The sequence below is a fragment of the Noviherbaspirillum agri genome, from assembly GCF_054780595.1.
On sequence record NZ_BAAGWA010000004.1, the window covers coordinates 284,810 to 302,303 of the forward strand.

Sequence of the window (17,494 nt, forward strand, 5' to 3'; positions counted from 1 at the left end):
AAATCGTTGTATCGATCACGCGGTTAGTGTGACCGACATCCTAGAATCATGGGGATTTTTTGGTTTTGCCGCAGTATATGTCATTTCATCTTTCCTGCGAACAATTAGACAGGGCGCGGTATTCTTTTCATGCAGTGCTCAAAAAGGTGAATTTTTTTGCCCGAGTTTTGCCTCATTTTTGTGCATTTTTTCGTGATTTTTACGTGTTAACACGTATGGACATTCGATGGATTTTTTTTGCCCTTCATGGGGACATGTCTGTGCTGCCCGCATCCGGGACGAATGTCGGACGAAAAAGCGATCGCACGACGCGATCAATGTCTCGTGCAGGTCTTCTGATGAATGGGGGAAATTATCTGATTACTGGGATGCGCTGCGAGGGGATGCTGCGTCGGCCGTTACTGATCGACGCAGCGGGGTAGTGCGGATTAGCCTAACTGGCTGCGCAAATGCGCAATGGCGGCGCGGACCTGCACGGGTGCAGTGCCGCCAATGTGATTGCGGGAAGCAACCGAGCCTTCCAGCGTGAGCACGTTGAAGACGTCATCATTGATCAGCGGGGAGAATGCGCGCAGCTCGTCCAGCGACAAGTCGGTCAAGTCGCAGCCACGTTGTTCGCAGGCGCGCACTGCATGGGCGACAGCTTCATGCGCGTCGCGGAAGGGCAGACCTTTCTTGACGAGGTAGTCGGCGAGATCGGTTGCCGTCGCATAGCCTTGCAGTGCAGCAGAGCGCATCGCTTCCGGTTTGACCGTGATGCCGCGCGCCATGTCGGCGAAGATACGCAGCGTATCGGTGACGGTGTCGACGGTGTCGAACAGCGGTTCCTTGTCTTCCTGGTTGTCCTTGTTGTAGGCCAGCGGCTGGCCTTTCATCAGGGTCAGCAGGCCGATCAGGTGGCCATTGACGCGACCTGTCTTGCCGCGTGCCAGTTCCGGTACGTCCGGATTTTTCTTTTGCGGCATGATCGACGAGCCGGTGCAGAAGCGGTCAGCGATATCGATGAAGCCCACGCGCGGGCTCATCCAGATCACCAGTTCTTCCGACATGCGGGAAATGTGCGTCATCACCAGCGCTGCTGCGGCGCAGAATTCGATGGCGAAATCGCGATCCGACACAGCGTCCAACGAATTGCGGCAGACGTCGTCGAAACCGAGCGTCTTCGCGACACGTTCGCGATCGATAGGGAACGTGGTGCCGGCCAGTGCGGCAGCGCCGAGCGGCAGGCGGTTGACGCGCTTGCGGCAGTCAGCCATGCGTTCTGCGTCGCGGCCAAACATCTCGACATAGGCCAGCATGTGATGGCCGAAGGTGATCGGTTGTGCCACCTGCATATGGGTAAAACCGGGCAGGATGGTATCGGCATGCTGTTCGGCCAGGTCCAGCAGGGCCAGGCGCAGGTCGCGCAGCAGATCGCTGATGCCGTCAATGGCGGCGCGCATGTAAAGGCGGATGTCAGTGGCCACCTGGTCATTGCGCGAGCGGCCGGTATGCAGGCGCTTGCCGGCGTCGCCGACCAGTTCAGTCAGGCGCTTCTCGATGTTCAGATGGACGTCTTCCAGATCCAGCAGCCATTCGAACTTGCCGGATGCGATCTCGGACTGGATCTGTGCCATGCCGCGCTGGATGTCGGCATAATCCTGCGCGCTGATGATGCCCTGGTGCGCGAGCATTTCTGCATGTGCCAGCGAGCCCTGGATATCGGCATCGGCCATGCGATTATCGAAGAAGACGGAGGCGGTGTAGCGTTTGACGAGGTCGGAGACCGGCTCGGAAAAGCGGGCCGACCAGGCCTCGCTTTTTTTGGAAAGTTGTGCTGTCATAATTGAATCCCGGTGAATACGCGATTATAGAACAAGCTCCCCCTCATGCCGCCACCTACAACCACAATGAATGCAAACAAGCCGACCGAAATCGTCGTGCCGGATTGTTGCAATATCGGCGTGGTATGCCGCACGCTGCTGGGCGTGAACGCCGCTGCGTTCATCGGCATCCTCGCGCAAGCTCCTGACCTGCGCGCAGGCCTGTCCACCTTCGTCGAAGCGTCAATGGTGATCGAAATGGCAAGCCTGTGGTCGCTGTTCGCCGTGTGTGGACTGCGACGTTTGCTGGAGCGCGCGCAAGGCGCCGGCACAGTGTCTCCATGGCTGCAGCGTGTTGCCTGCGCTGCGACTCCCGCCGCTGTGACCGCGTTGGTCATCCACTTTTTTGCTTCGATCGACTGGCTGCTCGGGACCTTTGGGCAAATGACAGTGTTGAAAGGCGTGGTGACAGGCGGTGTGATGGGAGCCGCGTTTCAGCATTATTTTGAATTGCGCACGCGCGCCTATTCCCCTGCACTGGTCGAGGCGCGCCTGCAGGCGCTGCAGGCGCGCATCCGGCCGCACTTCCTGTTCAACAGCCTTAATGCGGTCCTGGCCCTGATTCGTGATGAGCCGCGTCGAGCGGAAAACGCGCTGGAGGACCTGGCAGACTTGTTCCGCGTATTCATGAGCGACCCGCGCAGCATGACGACGCTGGAGAACGAGATCCGGTTGTGCCGGCAGTACCTGTCGATCGAGAAGATCCGGCTCGGCGAGCGCCTGCAAGTGCAGTGGCGCGCGGAGAACATCAGCGACAGTGTGTTGCGTAAAGCGCAAATTCCGTTGCTGCTTTTACAACCGCTTCTGGAAAACGCCGTTCATTACGGCGTCGAGCCTTCCACGCAACCGGTACAGATCCAAATCCATGTGAGCCGCGCGCTCGACCGCCTTCAGATTGTTGTGGTGAATCCGTATCATCCGAACGCGGAAGCGGGGCAAGGAAACCACATGGCGCTGGATAACATTCGCGAGCGGCTGGCGCTGTTGTACGATGTCGAAGCACAATTAACAACAACGGTCGCGCGTGGATTCTTTGAAGTGCGGCTGCGCTTTCCGTATGTGAAGGGGACTGGATGAAACCGCGGCTTTTCATTGTCGATGACGAAGCGCCGGCGCGTGCCCGGCTGAAGACCTTGCTCTCGGATATAGCGGCGGAATGCCCGCATGAGCTGGTGGGCGAGGCGGACCAGGCGCAACGGGCGCTGGATGGCATCGCGATGGCAAAGCCGGACATCGTGCTGCTGGATGTGCAAATGCCGGGCATGACCGGCATTGAACTTGCCGCCCACCTGATGAAGAATGCGACACCGGCTCCCGCCATCGTATTCGTCAGCGCCTATGATGAATACGCCTTGAAAGCCTTCGAAGTACATGCGCTGGATTACCTGCTGAAACCCGTACGCGCGTCGCGCTTGGCGGAGGCGATCCGTCGCGTTTGCGGCATGCGCGGTCCGGCAGCATCGCAAGGTGAAGCGCTCGCCGGTGCGGCGAACGTCCTGAATACCGTGCGCCAGCATTTTTCCGTGCAAGAGCGAGGCCGTGTGCTGCTGGTGCCGGTGGCCGATGTCATTTATCTCAAGGCGGAACTGAAGTACGTGACGCTGCGCACGAGAACGCAAGACTATCTGCTGGAAGAGTCCCTGACGTCCATTGAAGAAGAAATGAAGGCGAATTTCGTGCGCGTACACCGCAATGCCCTCGTCGCCCGCAATGCCATCGTCGGTGTGGAAAAAGGCGTCAATAACGCCGATGGCGATGGAGACAATGAGAAGGCGCAGGAGTCGTGGCAGGTCATCCTGCGCGACGTGGATGAGCGCCTGCCGATTTCGCGGCGGCAGTGGCCTGTGATCAAGGCCTTGGTTCGATAAGCTCCATCATCGGTGAAAAACGCGGACATTCAGGTCCGCGTTTTTCTTTCTGCGTTGTCAGCCGGTATTGCGCAAACCTGCAGCAATGCCGTTAATCGACAGGTGGATGCCGCGGCGCACCCGTTCGTCCATCTTGACTCCGCTCGCGGATGAAGCGCGATGGCGCTTGATCAATTCGACCTGCAAGTGATTCAGCGGATCGAGATACGCGAAACGGTTCTTGATCGAGCGCGCCAGCAGCGGGTTGCCTTCTAGCGGCACTTTCGCGCCGGTGATCATCCTCAGGCAGGTGGAAGCGCGCTCATGCTCCTGCACGATGCGCTTGAAGATGCTGTTGCGCAGCTTCTTGTCGCTTACCAGCTCCGCATAGCGCGACGCGACGGCAAGGTCGGTCTTGGCAAGCACCATGTCCATGTTGGACAGGAGCGTGGCGAAGAAAGGCCATTCCTTCAGCATTGCGCGCAGCAGCGCGAGGCGCTTCTTGTGATCCTTCGGTTCGCCACCTTCATCCAGCCATGACGTAACGGCACTACCGAAGCCATACCAGCCCGGCAGCAGCAGGCGGCACTGCCCCCATGAAAATCCCCATGGGATCGCCCGCAGGTCCTCGATGCGGCGCGTGGACTTGCGTGAGGCTGGGCGTGAACCGATGTTGAGCTCTGCAATTTCTGCAATCGATGTCGCGGAGAAGAAATAGTCGGTGAAGCCAGGTGTTTCATACACGAGGTTGCGGTAGGCACGGTAGGCGCGTTCCGAGAGTTTTTCCATCACGCTTTCAAAGGCGACAAGCCTCTTCGCCTGTTTGCCTTCGTTCGCGTGCGGCGCCAGGCTCGCTTCCAGTGTGGCTGCGACCAGCAGCTCCAGGTTGCGATGGCCGATCTCGGGATTGGAGAACTTCGAGGCAATGATCTCTCCCTGCTCGGTCAGGCGGATCTGGCCGTTCACCGTGCCGGCGGGTTGCGCCAAGATCGCCTCATAGCTTGGTCCGCCGCCACGTCCAACCGTGCCGCCGCGGCCATGGAACAGGCGCAGCTTTACACCCGCACTGTCGAACAAGTCGACCAGGCGGTTCTCTGCCTTGTACAGCTCCCAGTTCGACGTCAGGAAGCCACCGTCCTTGTTGGAGTCGGAATAGCCGAGCATGACTTCCTGCAGGTCGCCCTGCCGTTCGATCAGGTGCCGCACCTGGGGCAGGGCCATGAAGCGTTCCATGATCTGCGCCGCGCAGCGCAGGTCGGGAATGGTTTCGAACAGCGGGATGACCATCAGTTCCATGCGGGCATCGGCCACCTGCCCCGTGCTCGCATCCCATTCCATGTGCAGCAGGCCGGTTTCCTTCTGTAGCAGCAGGACTTCGAGCAGGTCGGAAACGGTTTCCGTGTGCGAAATGATGTAGTTGCGGATGGCGCGGTCGCCATAGCGTTGCCGGATTTCGCGCGCGGTTTGCAGAATCGTCAGCTCCGAGGCCGTCTCGGCGGAATAGTCGAGATAGGGCGAATACAGCAGGCGCGGCTTGCCTAATTCTTCCAGCAGGAGCGCCACCTTTTCTTCTTCCGGCAGCGACGCGTAGTCCGCATGCTCCTTGGCACGGGAGAACAATTCGGTCAGCACCTTCTCATGCACGTCGGAACTCTGCCGCATGTCCAGGGTCGCCAGATGGAATCCGAAGATCTCGGCCGCACGCTTGAGCGCGGCCAGACGTGGCTTGATCAGCATCGCGCCGTGATGGGAGCGCAGTGAATCAACGAGGATTTGCAGGTCGCGGCTGAATTCGGCGGCGTTCGCGTAGGGAGCGGCAGGAGCGACCTCCTGCCGCAGCACATGCGCCACGCCGAGCGTGCGCGCCGTGGCGGCAAGGCGCGCATACAGGCCGATCAGTGCGCGACGATAAGGTTCGTCGGTGCGATGTGAGGAATGGTCCGGAGACGTTTCGGCCAATGCCAGCAGTTCCGGACTCACGCCGACCAGAAGTGTGGAAATCGAAAGCTCTGCGCCCAACGCATGTACTTCGTCAAGGTAGAAATCGAAGATTGCCGTTGATTGCCGGACCAGCGCATGCCGCATCGTGCCGGCATTGACGTTGGGGTTGCCGTCGCGATCACCGCCGATCCAGCTCCCCATTTGCAGAAATGGAGGCATTTCCTTTTCGTTCGTACCATGGCGCTGCGGGAAGTGCGAAGCGATCTCGCATTCGATGTCCTCGTAGAGATTCGGCAATTCGCGCAGGAAGGTAATGCGGTAATACGACAGCGCATTCTCGATCTCGTCGGCGACGGTCAGTTTCGTGTAGCGCAGCATGCGGGTCTGCCATAAGGTCGCGATGCAGGCATGCAGCAGTTCGCTATTGCGCGCCATCTCCTTGGGCGTCAATGGATGGTCGCGTTCAGCCAGCAGGCGGGCGATCTCCCGTTCGGCGTCCAGGATGCTCTTGCGCTGCACCTCAGTCGGATGGGCGGTCAGCACCGGTGATATCAGCGCTTCCTTGAAAAAGTTGCGCACGGCATTGCCCGATACGCCGGCATCATCCAGACGGGCCAACGCATAGGCGATGCTGCCTTGCTGCGGAGCGGAACCGGCCAGCAGGTGGGCACGACGGCGCCGGTTGTGGTGCTGGTCTTCGGCAATGTTTGCCAGATGCGAGAAATAGGAAAATGCGCGAACCACCGAAATCGTCTGGTCGCGCGTCAGTTTCTTCAACAATTTGTTCAGCTCGGCACCGGACTGCGCATCCGATTCGCGGCGAAAGCGTACTGCGGTCTGGCGGATCGTTTCGACCACCTGGAATACAGTTTCGCCTTCCTGTTCCCGCAGCACATTGCCCAGCAGGCGGCCAAGCAGGCGGATGTCTTCCTTTAACGGCGCGTCTTTGTCGGAAGATGGTTTTGCGATGGCCGGTGGCATATCATTTTTTCTTGCCATGTTGAATGTTTGCAATCAGTTTTCTAGGAGGGCAGAAGGGGAAGCGGATGTGGCTTTGAGGCACGATTTGCGAACATACGCATGATAGAATCCGCGGATGATGCGATTAGCATCCAAGAAAATCGAAAGAGCGCCTCGTGAAAGTATCCCCTCCATCAAAATTAGTCATTGCCTCGCGCGAAAGCCGCCTGGCGATGTGGCAAGCAGAGCACGTCCGCGACAGGCTTTTGGCATTATATCCACAGTGTAGTGTCGAGATTCTCGGCATGACTACCCAAGGCGACCAGATTCTCGATCGCGCCCTTTCCAAGGTGGGCGGCAAAGGTCTGTTCGTGAAGGAACTCGAAGTGGCGATGGCCGAGAAACGCGCTGACCTGGCCGTGCACTCGCTCAAGGATGTTCCGATGGAGTTGCCTGAAGGATTTGCACTCGCTGCTGTCCTCGACAGGGAAGATCCGCGCGACGCTTTCGTCTCCAATAACTATGCCTCGCTCGACGAGTTGCCTGATGGTGCGATTGTCGGCACCAGCAGCCTGCGTCGGCAAGCGTTAATCGCTGCACGATTCCCCAAACTGGTCATCCGTCCGCTGCGCGGCAATCTCGATACCCGCCTCGGCAAGCTGGATCGCGGCGAGTATGCGGCCATCATCCTTGCCGCTGCCGGTCTGAAGCGCCTCGGCATGCCGCAGCGCATTCGCGCACTGATCGAACCGGAGCAAAGCCTTCCTGCACCTGGACAGGGTGCAATGGCCATCGAGATTCTCGAAGGTCGCGATGACCTGAAGCAGGTGCTTGCACCGCTCAATCACGAAGCGACTGCGCAAGCGGTCGCCGCCGAGCGCACGGTGTCGCGCATCTTCGGTGGAAGCTGCCAGATTCCCCTCGCCGCATTTGCAACCGTCAACGGTGCATCGATGCGGTTGCGCGCAATGGTGGCGACGCCCGACGGCAAGCGCATCGCCAGTGCCGAGGCCGAAGGGCCGACGAATGCACCCGAGGCACTCGGCCGTCAGATCGCCCAGGCATTGCAGGCGCAGGGCGCAGACGACATCCTTGCTGCATGCAGGGCAATGGATGCCGGCTGACGTCCGGCTGGAGTAGTCCGGCGCCGGTATCGCGGCGATTTGACGAGCGATCCCTGTTCGACAGTGTGCAGATGCCGAGCGTCAGAGTGCACTGTCGGACAACATGACAGGCACCCAATTCCTTTCGCATGATGACAGACCGTAATGCACGCCCCGCAGTCCGCCCAGTAGTGATTACGCGCCCGCTGGCACAAGCCACGCCGCTGGCGCAGCGCATCAGTGCTACGGGACGCGAAGCCATCGTCTTTCCGCTCCTGGATATCCTGCCATTGCCCGACCAGAGCCAACTGCGTCCGGTCCTCGAAGGACTCGGTCAGTATGCAATGGTGGCCTTCGTGAGCCCGAACGCAATCAATTCTGCTTTTGCACTGCTGGACGCCTGGCCGGCACACGTCACGATCGCGGTGGTCGGCGAGGGCAGCAAAGCCGCGCTAGCAAAGCATGGTTTGACTCCGGCGAATACGACCATCGTGAGCCCGGTCGATCCGCATCGGACCGATTCGCAAACACTGCTCGAAGTGCTGGATATCGAGTCGCTGCGGAACAAGCGGGTCCTGATCGTGCGAGGGGAGACTGGAAGAGAGTTGCTGGCAGACGCCCTGCGCGAAAAGGGAGTGCAGGTGGAGACGGTCGCAGCGTATCGACGAGCGGCTCCCGTATTGGACGCCGCAGGCAAGATGCAGCTGGCGCACCTGCTTGATACACAATGCGACTGGATAATTACAAGCTCTGAGGCGTTGCGCATCCTGATGCAGATGGTGCGAGACATTGCCGGTGATTCCGGTTTGCTGAAGATGCAACAGCAGACACTGATCGTGCCGCATGTCCGGATCGCAGAATCCGCGCGCGAACTCGGTTTCGACAGGCTTGTACAGACCGGTTCCGGCGACGATCAACTATTAGCCGCGTTACAATTTTGAGCATGAACGAATTGCCACCTTCCTCAACTCCGCAGCCTGATTCGGTGCCATTGAAACCTGCCGCGCTCCCACGGCCGCATGCCGGTACATCGGCCAACACGCTGCTCTACGGCGCCATTGGTCTCCTGCTTGTCCTTCTTGGCGTCCAGTGGTGGACTACGCAGCGGGAAATCGGAGACCTGCGCCAGGACCTGGCACAACGCCTTAAAGGTGGCGAAATGATGGCGACCGAAACCAAGGTCGTTGTCCAATCGGTGCAGGACAGCATGAAGGAGGTACAAGCGAAGGTCAACGTACTCGAGAGCAAGCAGGTCGAAGCGCAAAGCCAGCAGCTTGCACTGGAGCAGCTGTACCAGGAGCTGTCGAGGAGCCGCGATGACTGGGCGCTGGCCGAAATTGAACAGGTATTGTCGACGGCAAGCCAGCAGCTCCAGCTGGCGGGCAATATCCAGGGGGCGGTGATCGCATTGCAGAATGCGGACAACCGATTGTCGCGTTCGGACAAACCTCAGTTCATCATCATTCGCCGCGCGATCGCCAAGGATCTCGAGTTGCTCAAGTCATTGCCAGTCGTTGACATGACCGGCATCGCGCTTCGCCTCGATAGTGTGATTGGCCAGATCGACGGCATGCCGCTGCTGTCTGACGAAAAGCCCGCAATGCCGGCGACGGAGCCAAAGGTCTCGCGCCGTGCGCAGAAGAACGCCGAGGCAGCCGCCGTTGAAGACAAGCCATCGGATCGGGCTGACTGGCTCGCCAGCCTCGAGAATGCATGGCACAGCTGGACGAGCGAGATGTGGGGCGAAGTCCGGCAGCTTATCCGCGTGCGCAATGTCGATGTGCCTGATGCGCTGCTGCTCTCGCCGTCGCAAGCCTACTATGCACGCGAAAACCTGAAGCTGCGCCTGCTGAATGCTCGCCTCGCGCTGCTGACCCGCAACGAGGCTGCTTTCCGCAGCGACCTGATTGCCGCACAAGATGCGATCGCAAGGTATTTCGATACTCGTGCCAAGCAAACGCAAACCGCACAGGCATTGCTACGCCAGGTGCAGGCAAGCAATCTGTCCATTGAGATGCCCACGCTGGCCGAAAGCCTGAACGCCGTGCGTAACTACAAGGCGAAGCCATAACGATGCGCATTTTTCTTTCGCTGCTCATCCTGTTTGCTGCCGCGATCGGACTCGCGGTCGGCGCGCGTTTCAACCCCGGCAACGTCGTCTTCTTCTATCCGCCGTACCGGATTGACTTGTCGCTGAATTTCTTCCTGTTGCTGTTGGCACTGCTGTTCGTCGCGCTGTACCTGATTATTGGCGCGATCCGAAGCACCAGGGAAATGCCGCAACGTGTCGCCGCATATCGCCGTGATAAGCGCGAGCGCGAGGGCAACCGTGCGTTGCGCGATGCACTGAAGGCTCTTTTCGAAGGCCGTTTCGGCCACGCAGAAAAGGCGGCGTCCCGCGCCATCGACAGTCCTGACAATGCCGGACTCGCGGTGCTGATTGCTGCGCGTGCCGCACACCGGATGGGGCAAGCCGAACGCCGTGATGCCTGGCTGGCGAAGATTCAGGATGATCAATCGCTCAAGACCGCGCGTTTGATGACGGCAATCGAGTTGTGGGTCGACGGACACGAGGCGGAACACGCACTCGAAGCCGTGCGTGAATTGAATTCCAGCGGCACCCGCCATATCCACGCATTGCGTCTTGCCTTGAAGGCCAACCAGCGTGGAAAGAATTGGCCGGAAGTCCTGCGACTCGTGCGGCTGCTGGACAAGCGCAACGCACTCCATCCTGCTTTATCGCGACGCCTGCGAGAGTTGGCCTATGAGGACTTGCTGACGAAGCAGGCACACGATGCCGAGTCGATCCAGCGTATCTGGGCGTCCATTCCGAATGAAGACCGTGTGAAGCCGTTTGTCGCAATCCGGGCAGCGAATTCGTTCAATGGGAAGGGTTTGCATGACGAGGCGCGGCAGGTTGTAGAAAATGCGCTTGCAGTCGAATGGGATGAGCGTCTCGTTCGCGCGTATGGCAATTCTGCCGGCAACGAAGGTTCGGCGGCATTGCTGGCGCAGATCGAACACTGCGAGGAGTGGCTAAAGTCCCGGCCGACCGATGCTGAACTTGCATTGACGCTTGGTGCACTTTGCCTGAGGCAGAAGTTGTGGGGCAAGGCTCAGCGTCATCTGGAAGAGGCATTGTCCTCCGCAACTTCACCGGAAACCGTGCGCGAGGCACACCTGAAGCTGGCGCAGTTGCATGAGGCGCTCAGCCAGCCGGAGCAGGCTGCGGCGCATTACCGCCAATGTGCACTGGCATCCGTACTATAGGCGGAAATTGTTGCGCGTCCGTCTGCAAATTCCTCACGAAGTTTCCTGCATCGCAGGCTACCGAAAACAATTCACCGCCGTTACGCCACTTCGCGTGCTGCAATGCACGAACGCCGAACGAAAACCGATATAATCTGCGGTTGCAAAATTTTCTTTACCTTTGAGAGAGCATCATGAGTTTGAGCAACGTACCAGCCGGACGTAATCTGCCCGATGATTTCAACGTCGTCATCGAAATCCCGATGAATGCCGATCCGATCAAATATGAAGTTGACAAGGAAACCGGCGCGATTTTCGTAGATCGCTTCATGGGCACTGCAATGCATTATCCGTGCAATTACGGTTACATTCCGCAAACCATCTCCGACGATGGTGACCCGGTTGACGTCCTGGTGGTTACGCCGTTCCCGCTGATTCCCGGCGTCGTAGTGCGTTGCCGTCCGATCGGCGTGCTGAAGATGAAGGATGAGGCTGGCGGCGATGCAAAACTGCTGGCAGTCCCGGTCGACAAGGTCCTGCCGCTCTATAGTCGCTGGCAAAAGCCGGAAGACATGAACGAGATGCGCCTGCATCAGATCCAGCATTTCTTCGAGCACTACAAGGATCTCGAGAAGGGCAAGTGGGTCAAGATTGAGGGATGGTTCGGCCCAGAGGAAGCGAAAGCCGAAATCATGGCCGGCGTCGAAAACTACAACAAGGAACACAGCAAGTAAATCTTGCTTTCGAAGCAAATCAAAAGCGCACCCACGGTGCGCTTTTTTATTTCGCGCAGAGCATCAGCGTCACATCGACAATTTCTGCGGGATACGTCATCATGAGCGCTTGCGTCTGCACACATTGGAGTATCTGCACGTGGTTTCACATAATTCAGCGCCAAGCAAACCTGACGCCGGATTCGGGGTTGATGAAGATTCCCCACGTAGTGCGCGCAACCGGTTGCTGCAAAAAATCGGCGAGGAGGCTGATCTGCCAGCCTTGGGAAGTTCAGTTTCCCGCGTTATCCAAATGACATCTTCGAATGACGAGGCGGTACGCAATCTGGCCCACTTCATTCTTTCCGATGTTGCACTGACCCAGAAAATCCTCCGCATCGCCAATACCGTTTCCTATCGCACGGCATCCGGAACGTCGGTAACGACGGTGTCAAAGGCGATCTTCCTGCTCGGTTTTGATACGGTGAAAACCATTGCGCTTGCGATGCTGTTGGTTGACAGCATGCCCGGCAAACACGCAAAAAGCGTCCGCAACGAGCTCGGCCATGCGCTGTGCGCAAGCATCCTCGGGCGCGAAATGTCACGACGCAGCCAGTTCAAGAACGCCGAAGAAGCATCCATCGCTGCCTTGTTCAAGAACATCGGCAGGCTTTTGGTCGCTGCGCACGACCATGAGTCTTACAGCAAGATCATTGCCCTTGTCGAAGAAGGCACCCATACGCCTCCGCAGGCATCGATGCAGATTCTCGGTTGCAGTTTCGAGTTATTGGGTGATGCCGTCCTGCGCGAATGGAACATGCCGGACTCCATCGTACAGGCGCAGTCGCCCCTGCCATCGGGCGTGCTGAAACCGGCCAAGGCAAGACAGGAATGGCTGCAGCAGGTTGCGGCATTCAGCTCTGCTGCTGCCCGCCTTGTTTCCGGAAAGCCGGGCGCCAGCCAGGATGCGGCAAGCAAGGCGGTGCTGACGCGCTTTGGCGGTGCGCTTGGGCTTGACTATGGAAAGCTGACGCAGCTGCTGGCTGATGTCGCCGAAGAAACGCAGGTGCTTGCGAGCACAGCAGATCTTGTGCTGCATGCAGACGAGCATCCAGAGTCGACCGAGAACGCGTCGCAAGAGCAGGCAGGGTCTCCGGTGGCGGATTTGCCCGGTGAATTGCTGCTGGATGCGCACGAGGATACGCCGCAGTTACAAATCATCGAGCGCCATCCCAGCGGCAAGCCCGTCAATGCACGTGATCTTCTTCTCGCAGGCGTGCAGGATGTCACGCAAATGATGGCATCCGGCCGCTGCAAGGTGAACGACCTGATACTCCTGGTGCTGGAAACACTCTACGGCAGCATGGGGTTCCGTTTTGCGACCGTGTGCCTCAAAGACGTTAGCACTCACCAGTTCCGCGCAAGGCTGGCGATCGGGGAAAAGAGTACCGAGCGACAGGCAGGATTCGTCTTTCCGATCGCGTCATCGCGTGACCTGTTTCATCTGGCGCTGGAGAATGATGCCGACCTGATGATTTCCGATGCGACTGCGCCGAAGATCCACAACCTGCTGCCTGCCTGGCATCGGGCCTTGCTTCCGGACGCGCGCAGCTTCATCGTATTGCCGCTCGTCGTGCAGAAGAAACAGCTGGGGCTGTTTTATGCGGATCGTGCACAACCCGCCGTGGAGGGTGTGCCAAGCGATGAAACGTCGCTGATCAAGACGCTGAAGGGGCAGGTCCTGGTAGCGTTGAATCCCCGTTAAACCGATTTCGGTGTGCCATCGCGGGCGTACCTAACTCGATATCGAGTTGAGCCACTCGCAAGGAGGCGCTGAGCCATTCGTCAGCGTAGCAGGCGGATCGCGGTGAGTGCACCGAGTGCCGCCACACCTAGCGACAGCACGGCAATCCACCGCAGTTGACGACGCATGGCGGGTGGTGCGCGGCGCGGTTCCGGTGACGCGAGAGGTGCAAGAGCAAGTTGAATGCGCTGATGCGTGCGGCGCTGCTTTATGACATAGCGCCGCAGGTCGAGTGCCATCTGCTCTGCATTCTGGTAACGCTTTTCCGGGCGCTTGCTCATTGCGCGCATTACTATCTCCGACAGGGCGATCGGAATCTTCGCATCGATCTCATGCGGCGCCGGCGGTGCCTTGTATGCGATCTGCTGCAGGAGCTTATGTGCGCTATCGGAGCGAAATGGCGTGCGACCGGCCAGCATTTCAAACATTACCGCGCCGAGCGCGTAAATGTCGGAACGTTCGTCTGCCGGCTTGCCAAGTGCCTGCTCAGGCGACATGTAATTGGGCGTGCCGAGCATTTTGTCGGGATGGTACAAGGTGAAGTGTTCTTCGTCGCTGACTGGCTGCTCAGCGATCCGATTCGGTGCCCGGGCAATGCCGAAATCGATCAGTCTCGGATGCTCGTCGTTCACCATGAAGATATTGGCGGGTTTGACGTCGCGGTGGACAACGCCGCGCTGATGCGCATAACTTAGCGCCTCAGCCAGCTTCCAGATGATCCATGCGACCTCGTCTGGTGTAAAGCGATGTCCGCTTTCGAGGAGCCTGTGCAGTCCGCGCCCCTGCAGGTATTCCATCGCAATATAGGTCGTGCCGCCTTCGCTCGATGCCTCGTAAATCGTGACGATGTGCGGATGGGAGAGGCGTCCCGCTGCGCGCGCTTCGTTGATGAGCTGGCTCTCATAGCGGCTGCGTTCGGCGGGGGTCAAACGCGGATTGAAGGTCTTGATCGCAATGTCGCGATCGAGTACAGGATCGTGGCCGAGATAAACGCATCCTACAGTGCCACGGCCAAGTTCACGGGTCAGGTAGAAGCGGCCTACCCTGGTAACGGCGGGGCTGGCATTTGTTCGCGTTGCGGCGTGCTGTGCTGTCATGATGCCAAAGCATGCCGCGAAGCGCAGCCTTTGGCAAGAAGTTACGCATGTACTTGTCTTATCGATGCAGTTCTGCCTGGATCATCGACACATAGAAGTTACCTTACCTTGAAGGGGCTGCGCTCGTCCAGTTCGTCGATGTATGCCGCGATATCCCCAGTCTCCTGCTGCAGGAAGCGGTCGATGGCATCGGCGAATGCCGGGTGGGCGAGCCAGTGGGCGGACCAGGTTTTCTTTGGAAGGAAGCCGCGCGCCATCTTGTGTTCCCCTTGCGCGCCGCCTTCGAAGCCGGCGATCCTGTGCGTGATGCAGAATTCGAGAGGCTGGTAATAGGCCGTCTCGAAATGCAGGCACGGGACATCTTCAACGGCACCCCAGTAACGTCCATACAGAGTGCGTTCGTCGTGCATTACCAGCGAGCTGGCAACCGGTTTGTTGTCTCGTTCGGCGACAATGAGCAATAAATGTTCTGGCATGGTGATGCCGATGCGCCGGAAGAAATCGAGGCTGAGGTAAGGCGTCGAATAATGCGCCGCATAAGTACTGTCATAGCAACGCTTGAAGAACCGCCAGTCGGCTTCGCTTGCTTCGTTGCCGGGAATGTGGCGAAAGCGGATACCTGCGCCATGGACCTTGCGGCGCTCGGCGCGGATATTCTTTCTCTTCTTGCGATCCAGCGTGGACAGGAAGTCGTCGAAATCGGAATAACCAGGATTGGTCCAGTGGAACTGGACGCCTGTACGCAGCATGAATCCCGCTGCCTCGAGTTTTCTCGCCTGCTCTTCAGGAGAAAACAGGATGTGTGTCGACGACAGCGCGCTGTTCTCCTGCAAACGGCACAAGGCTGAAATCAATTCCTTCTCGGCCGCGTCATCGCGGGCAAGCAGGCGGCTGCCGGCGACCGGCGTGAAGGGAATCGCCGACAACAGCTTGGGGTAGTACTTCATGCCGTTGCGCCGATAGGCGTCCGCCCAGGCCCAATCGAACACGTACTCGCCGTAGGAATGGTATTTGACATACAGCGGCATGGCCGCATCGAGGCGGAGCTCGTTGCCGGCTTCGCGCCACAAGGTCAGATACTGGGCCTGCCATCCGGTATCCGGCGATGCACAGCCGGTGTCGTGCAGTGCATGGAGGAAGGCATAGGAGAGGAACGGGTTGGCGTCCGCCTGTGTGCCGACCAGCTCATTCCATGCCGGCTCGCCGATTTCGGAAAGAGAGGAAACGATTCGCGTGCGATAATTCACTGTGGATAATTAATGCTTTTCCTGATCCGCAGAAGGATCAGTTCATTGATCATGACAGTCAAAGTTGCCATTGCCCAAATCAACAGCACCGTCGGCGACTTCGCCCGCAATCGTGCAAAAATCGTGGAGTTTTCCCGCCGTGCCGCTGCACAAGGAGCGGACATTGTATTGACACCGGAGTTGTCCTTGACCGGTTATACGCCGGAAGACCTCCTGCTGCGCCATTCATTCTACGCAAAAACTGCCCAGGAGTTCGAGGTACTCGCCAAGGAGCTGGCAGACCTCAATGACGTGCATGTGGTCGTGGGCCACCCCGTTCTGCAGGATGGGAAACGGTTCAATGCTGCCTCTGTCATCGTCAATGGCAAGATGCTCGGCACTTACCGCAAGCACGATCTGCCCAACGACACCGTATTCGACGAAAAGCGGTATTTCTCGTCCGCTGACGAGCCATTTGTATTCGACGTAAAAGGCGTGCGCTTCGGCATCAATATATGCGAGGACACGTGGTTCGTACATGCACCGAGCCGTGCAAAAGCGGCCGGCGCGCAGGTCTTGCTGGTGCCGAACGGCTCGCCTTTCCACATGAAAAAGCAGTACCTGCGTTATGAGATGATGCGCACGAATGTCACAGGGGAGGGCATGCCGCTCGTCTACGCCAATCTCGTTGGCGGGCAGGACGAGCTGATCTTCGACGGCAATTCCTTTGTGATGGATACACTCGGCACGGTCTGCATGCAGATGAAGCATTGCGAGGAAGACCTGCAGCTCGTGGAATTCGAAAACGGACAACCGAGGGGTGGTTATCTGGCGCCAGAACTGCCAATCGAAGCGCTGGTGTATCAGGCGCTTGTGCTTGGCGTACGCGACTATATTGGCAAGAATGGCTTCCCCGGGGCCATCATCGGCTTGTCAGGCGGCGTCGATTCAGCCCTCACGCTGGCAATCGCAGTCGATGCGCTCGGGGCGGACAAAGTGCGCGCGGTGATGATGCCATCACCTTATACCGCCGAAATTTCCTGGATTGATTCGCGCGAGATGGTTCAGCGGATCGGTGTGCGCTACGACGAAATTCCCATCGTTGATTGCTTTGATGCATTCCGCAAGACCTTGGCAAATGAGTTCAGAGGGCTGCAGGAAGACACGACGGAAGAAAACATCCAGGCGCGCATCCGCGGCACAATCCTGATGGCCTTGTCGAACAAATATGGTTCGATTGTGCTGACGACGGGAAACAAGAGTGAAATGGCAGTCGGCTACTGTACGTTGTATGGCGACATGGCCGGCGGCTTTGCCGTTATCAAGGACATCGCCAAGACCTTGGTTTACAAGCTCTGCGATTACCGCAATTCTATTTCCGATGTGATCCCGAAGCGTATCCTCACGCGCGCACCTTCGGCTGAGCTGCGCCCGAATCAGACCGACCAGGATTCACTGCCGCCGTATGAGGTGCTCGACGCCATCATGCAGATGTATATGGAAGAGAACCATAGCATTGCAGAGATCATTGCTGCCGGGTATCGTGGCGAGGATGTCGAGCGAGTAACGCGTTTGATTAAAATTAACGAATACAAGCGGCGTCAGGCGCCGGTCGGAATCCGCGTCACGCACCGCGCCTTTGGTCGCGACTGGCGTTATCCGATTACTTCAAAGTTTCGCGAGTGATATTCA

Annotated in this window: 13 protein-coding genes; 9 read left to right on the forward strand and 4 right to left on the reverse strand. The window is 58.5% G+C overall.

Annotation, left to right across the window (positions count from 1 at the left end):
• Positions 1–428: 428 nt before the first annotated feature.
• Entirely contained in the window at positions 429–1,823 is a 1,395-nt protein-coding gene (gene argH / locus ACYVIA_RS09505) for an argininosuccinate lyase (RefSeq protein ID WP_460840172.1), read from the reverse strand.
• Between the two features lie 66 nt (positions 1,824–1,889).
• Here argH and ACYVIA_RS09510 point away from each other — a divergent pair, with 66 nt between their 5' ends.
• Together ACYVIA_RS09510 and ACYVIA_RS09515 are read left to right on the forward strand one after the other, a co-directional pair.
• Positions 1,890–2,939, forward strand: coding sequence for a sensor histidine kinase (locus ACYVIA_RS09510; protein WP_460840174.1), 1,050 nt, complete (start codon positions 1,890–1,892; stop codon positions 2,937–2,939).
• On the forward strand, positions 2,936–3,730 hold the full coding sequence (locus tag ACYVIA_RS09515; RefSeq protein WP_460840176.1) for a LytR/AlgR family response regulator transcription factor: 795 nt from the start codon (positions 2,936–2,938) through the stop codon (positions 3,728–3,730). Before ACYVIA_RS09510 ends, ACYVIA_RS09515 begins: the two co-directional genes overlap by 4 nt.
• A gap of 57 nt (positions 3,731–3,787) precedes the next feature.
• Here ACYVIA_RS09515 and ppc read toward each other — a convergent pair whose 3' ends face one another.
• The gene (ppc, locus tag ACYVIA_RS09520; protein ID WP_460840177.1) at positions 3,788–6,649 is read right to left on the reverse strand and encodes a phosphoenolpyruvate carboxylase; all 2,862 of its coding nucleotides are present in this window, start codon (positions 6,647–6,649) and stop codon (positions 3,788–3,790) included.
• Positions 6,650–6,786: 137 nt separating this feature from the next.
• Between ppc and hemC the strand changes: the two genes are divergently transcribed.
• The 6 genes from hemC to ACYVIA_RS09550 all read left to right on the forward strand — a co-directional run bounded on the left by hemC (position 6,787) and on the right by ACYVIA_RS09550 (position 13,440).
• Positions 6,787–7,734 (forward strand): hydroxymethylbilane synthase, encoded by a 948-nt coding sequence (gene hemC / locus ACYVIA_RS09525; protein WP_460840179.1) that lies wholly within the window; start codon positions 6,787–6,789, stop codon positions 7,732–7,734.
• A gap of 128 nt (positions 7,735–7,862) precedes the next feature.
• Positions 7,863–8,654 (forward strand): uroporphyrinogen-III synthase, encoded by a 792-nt coding sequence (locus tag ACYVIA_RS09530; RefSeq protein ID WP_460840180.1) that lies wholly within the window; start codon positions 7,863–7,865, stop codon positions 8,652–8,654.
• A gap of 2 nt (positions 8,655–8,656) precedes the next feature.
• Positions 8,657–9,784, forward strand: coding sequence for a uroporphyrinogen-III C-methyltransferase (locus ACYVIA_RS09535; protein ID WP_460840182.1), 1,128 nt, complete (start codon positions 8,657–8,659; stop codon positions 9,782–9,784).
• A 2-nt stretch (positions 9,785–9,786) separates the two neighbouring features.
• Positions 9,787–10,983, forward strand: coding sequence for a heme biosynthesis HemY N-terminal domain-containing protein (locus ACYVIA_RS09540; protein ID WP_460840183.1), 1,197 nt, complete (start codon positions 9,787–9,789; stop codon positions 10,981–10,983).
• A gap of 173 nt (positions 10,984–11,156) precedes the next feature.
• A complete protein-coding gene (gene ppa / locus ACYVIA_RS09545) occupies positions 11,157–11,696 on the forward strand; it encodes an inorganic diphosphatase (protein ID WP_460840185.1) in 540 nt (179 codons plus the stop codon).
• Positions 11,697–11,835: 139 nt separating this feature from the next.
• On the forward strand, positions 11,836–13,440 hold the full coding sequence (locus tag ACYVIA_RS09550; RefSeq protein ID WP_460840186.1) for an HDOD domain-containing protein: 1,605 nt from the start codon (positions 11,836–11,838) through the stop codon (positions 13,438–13,440).
• 80 nt (positions 13,441–13,520) lie between these two features.
• Here the strand turns inward: ACYVIA_RS09550 and ACYVIA_RS09555 are convergent, their stop codons facing one another.
• Positions 13,521–14,576, reverse strand: coding sequence for a serine/threonine-protein kinase (locus ACYVIA_RS09555; RefSeq protein WP_460840188.1), 1,056 nt, complete (start codon positions 14,574–14,576; stop codon positions 13,521–13,523).
• 98 nt (positions 14,577–14,674) lie between these two features.
• Positions 14,675–15,823 (reverse strand): GNAT family N-acetyltransferase, encoded by a 1,149-nt coding sequence (locus tag ACYVIA_RS09560; protein ID WP_460840189.1) that lies wholly within the window; start codon positions 15,821–15,823, stop codon positions 14,675–14,677.
• A gap of 51 nt (positions 15,824–15,874) precedes the next feature.
• Between ACYVIA_RS09560 and ACYVIA_RS09565 the strand changes: the two genes are divergently transcribed.
• Complete coding sequence (locus ACYVIA_RS09565; protein ID WP_460840191.1) at positions 15,875–17,488, forward strand: NAD+ synthase; 1,614 nt, start codon at positions 15,875–15,877, stop codon at positions 17,486–17,488.
• Positions 17,489–17,494: the final 6 nt, after the last annotated feature.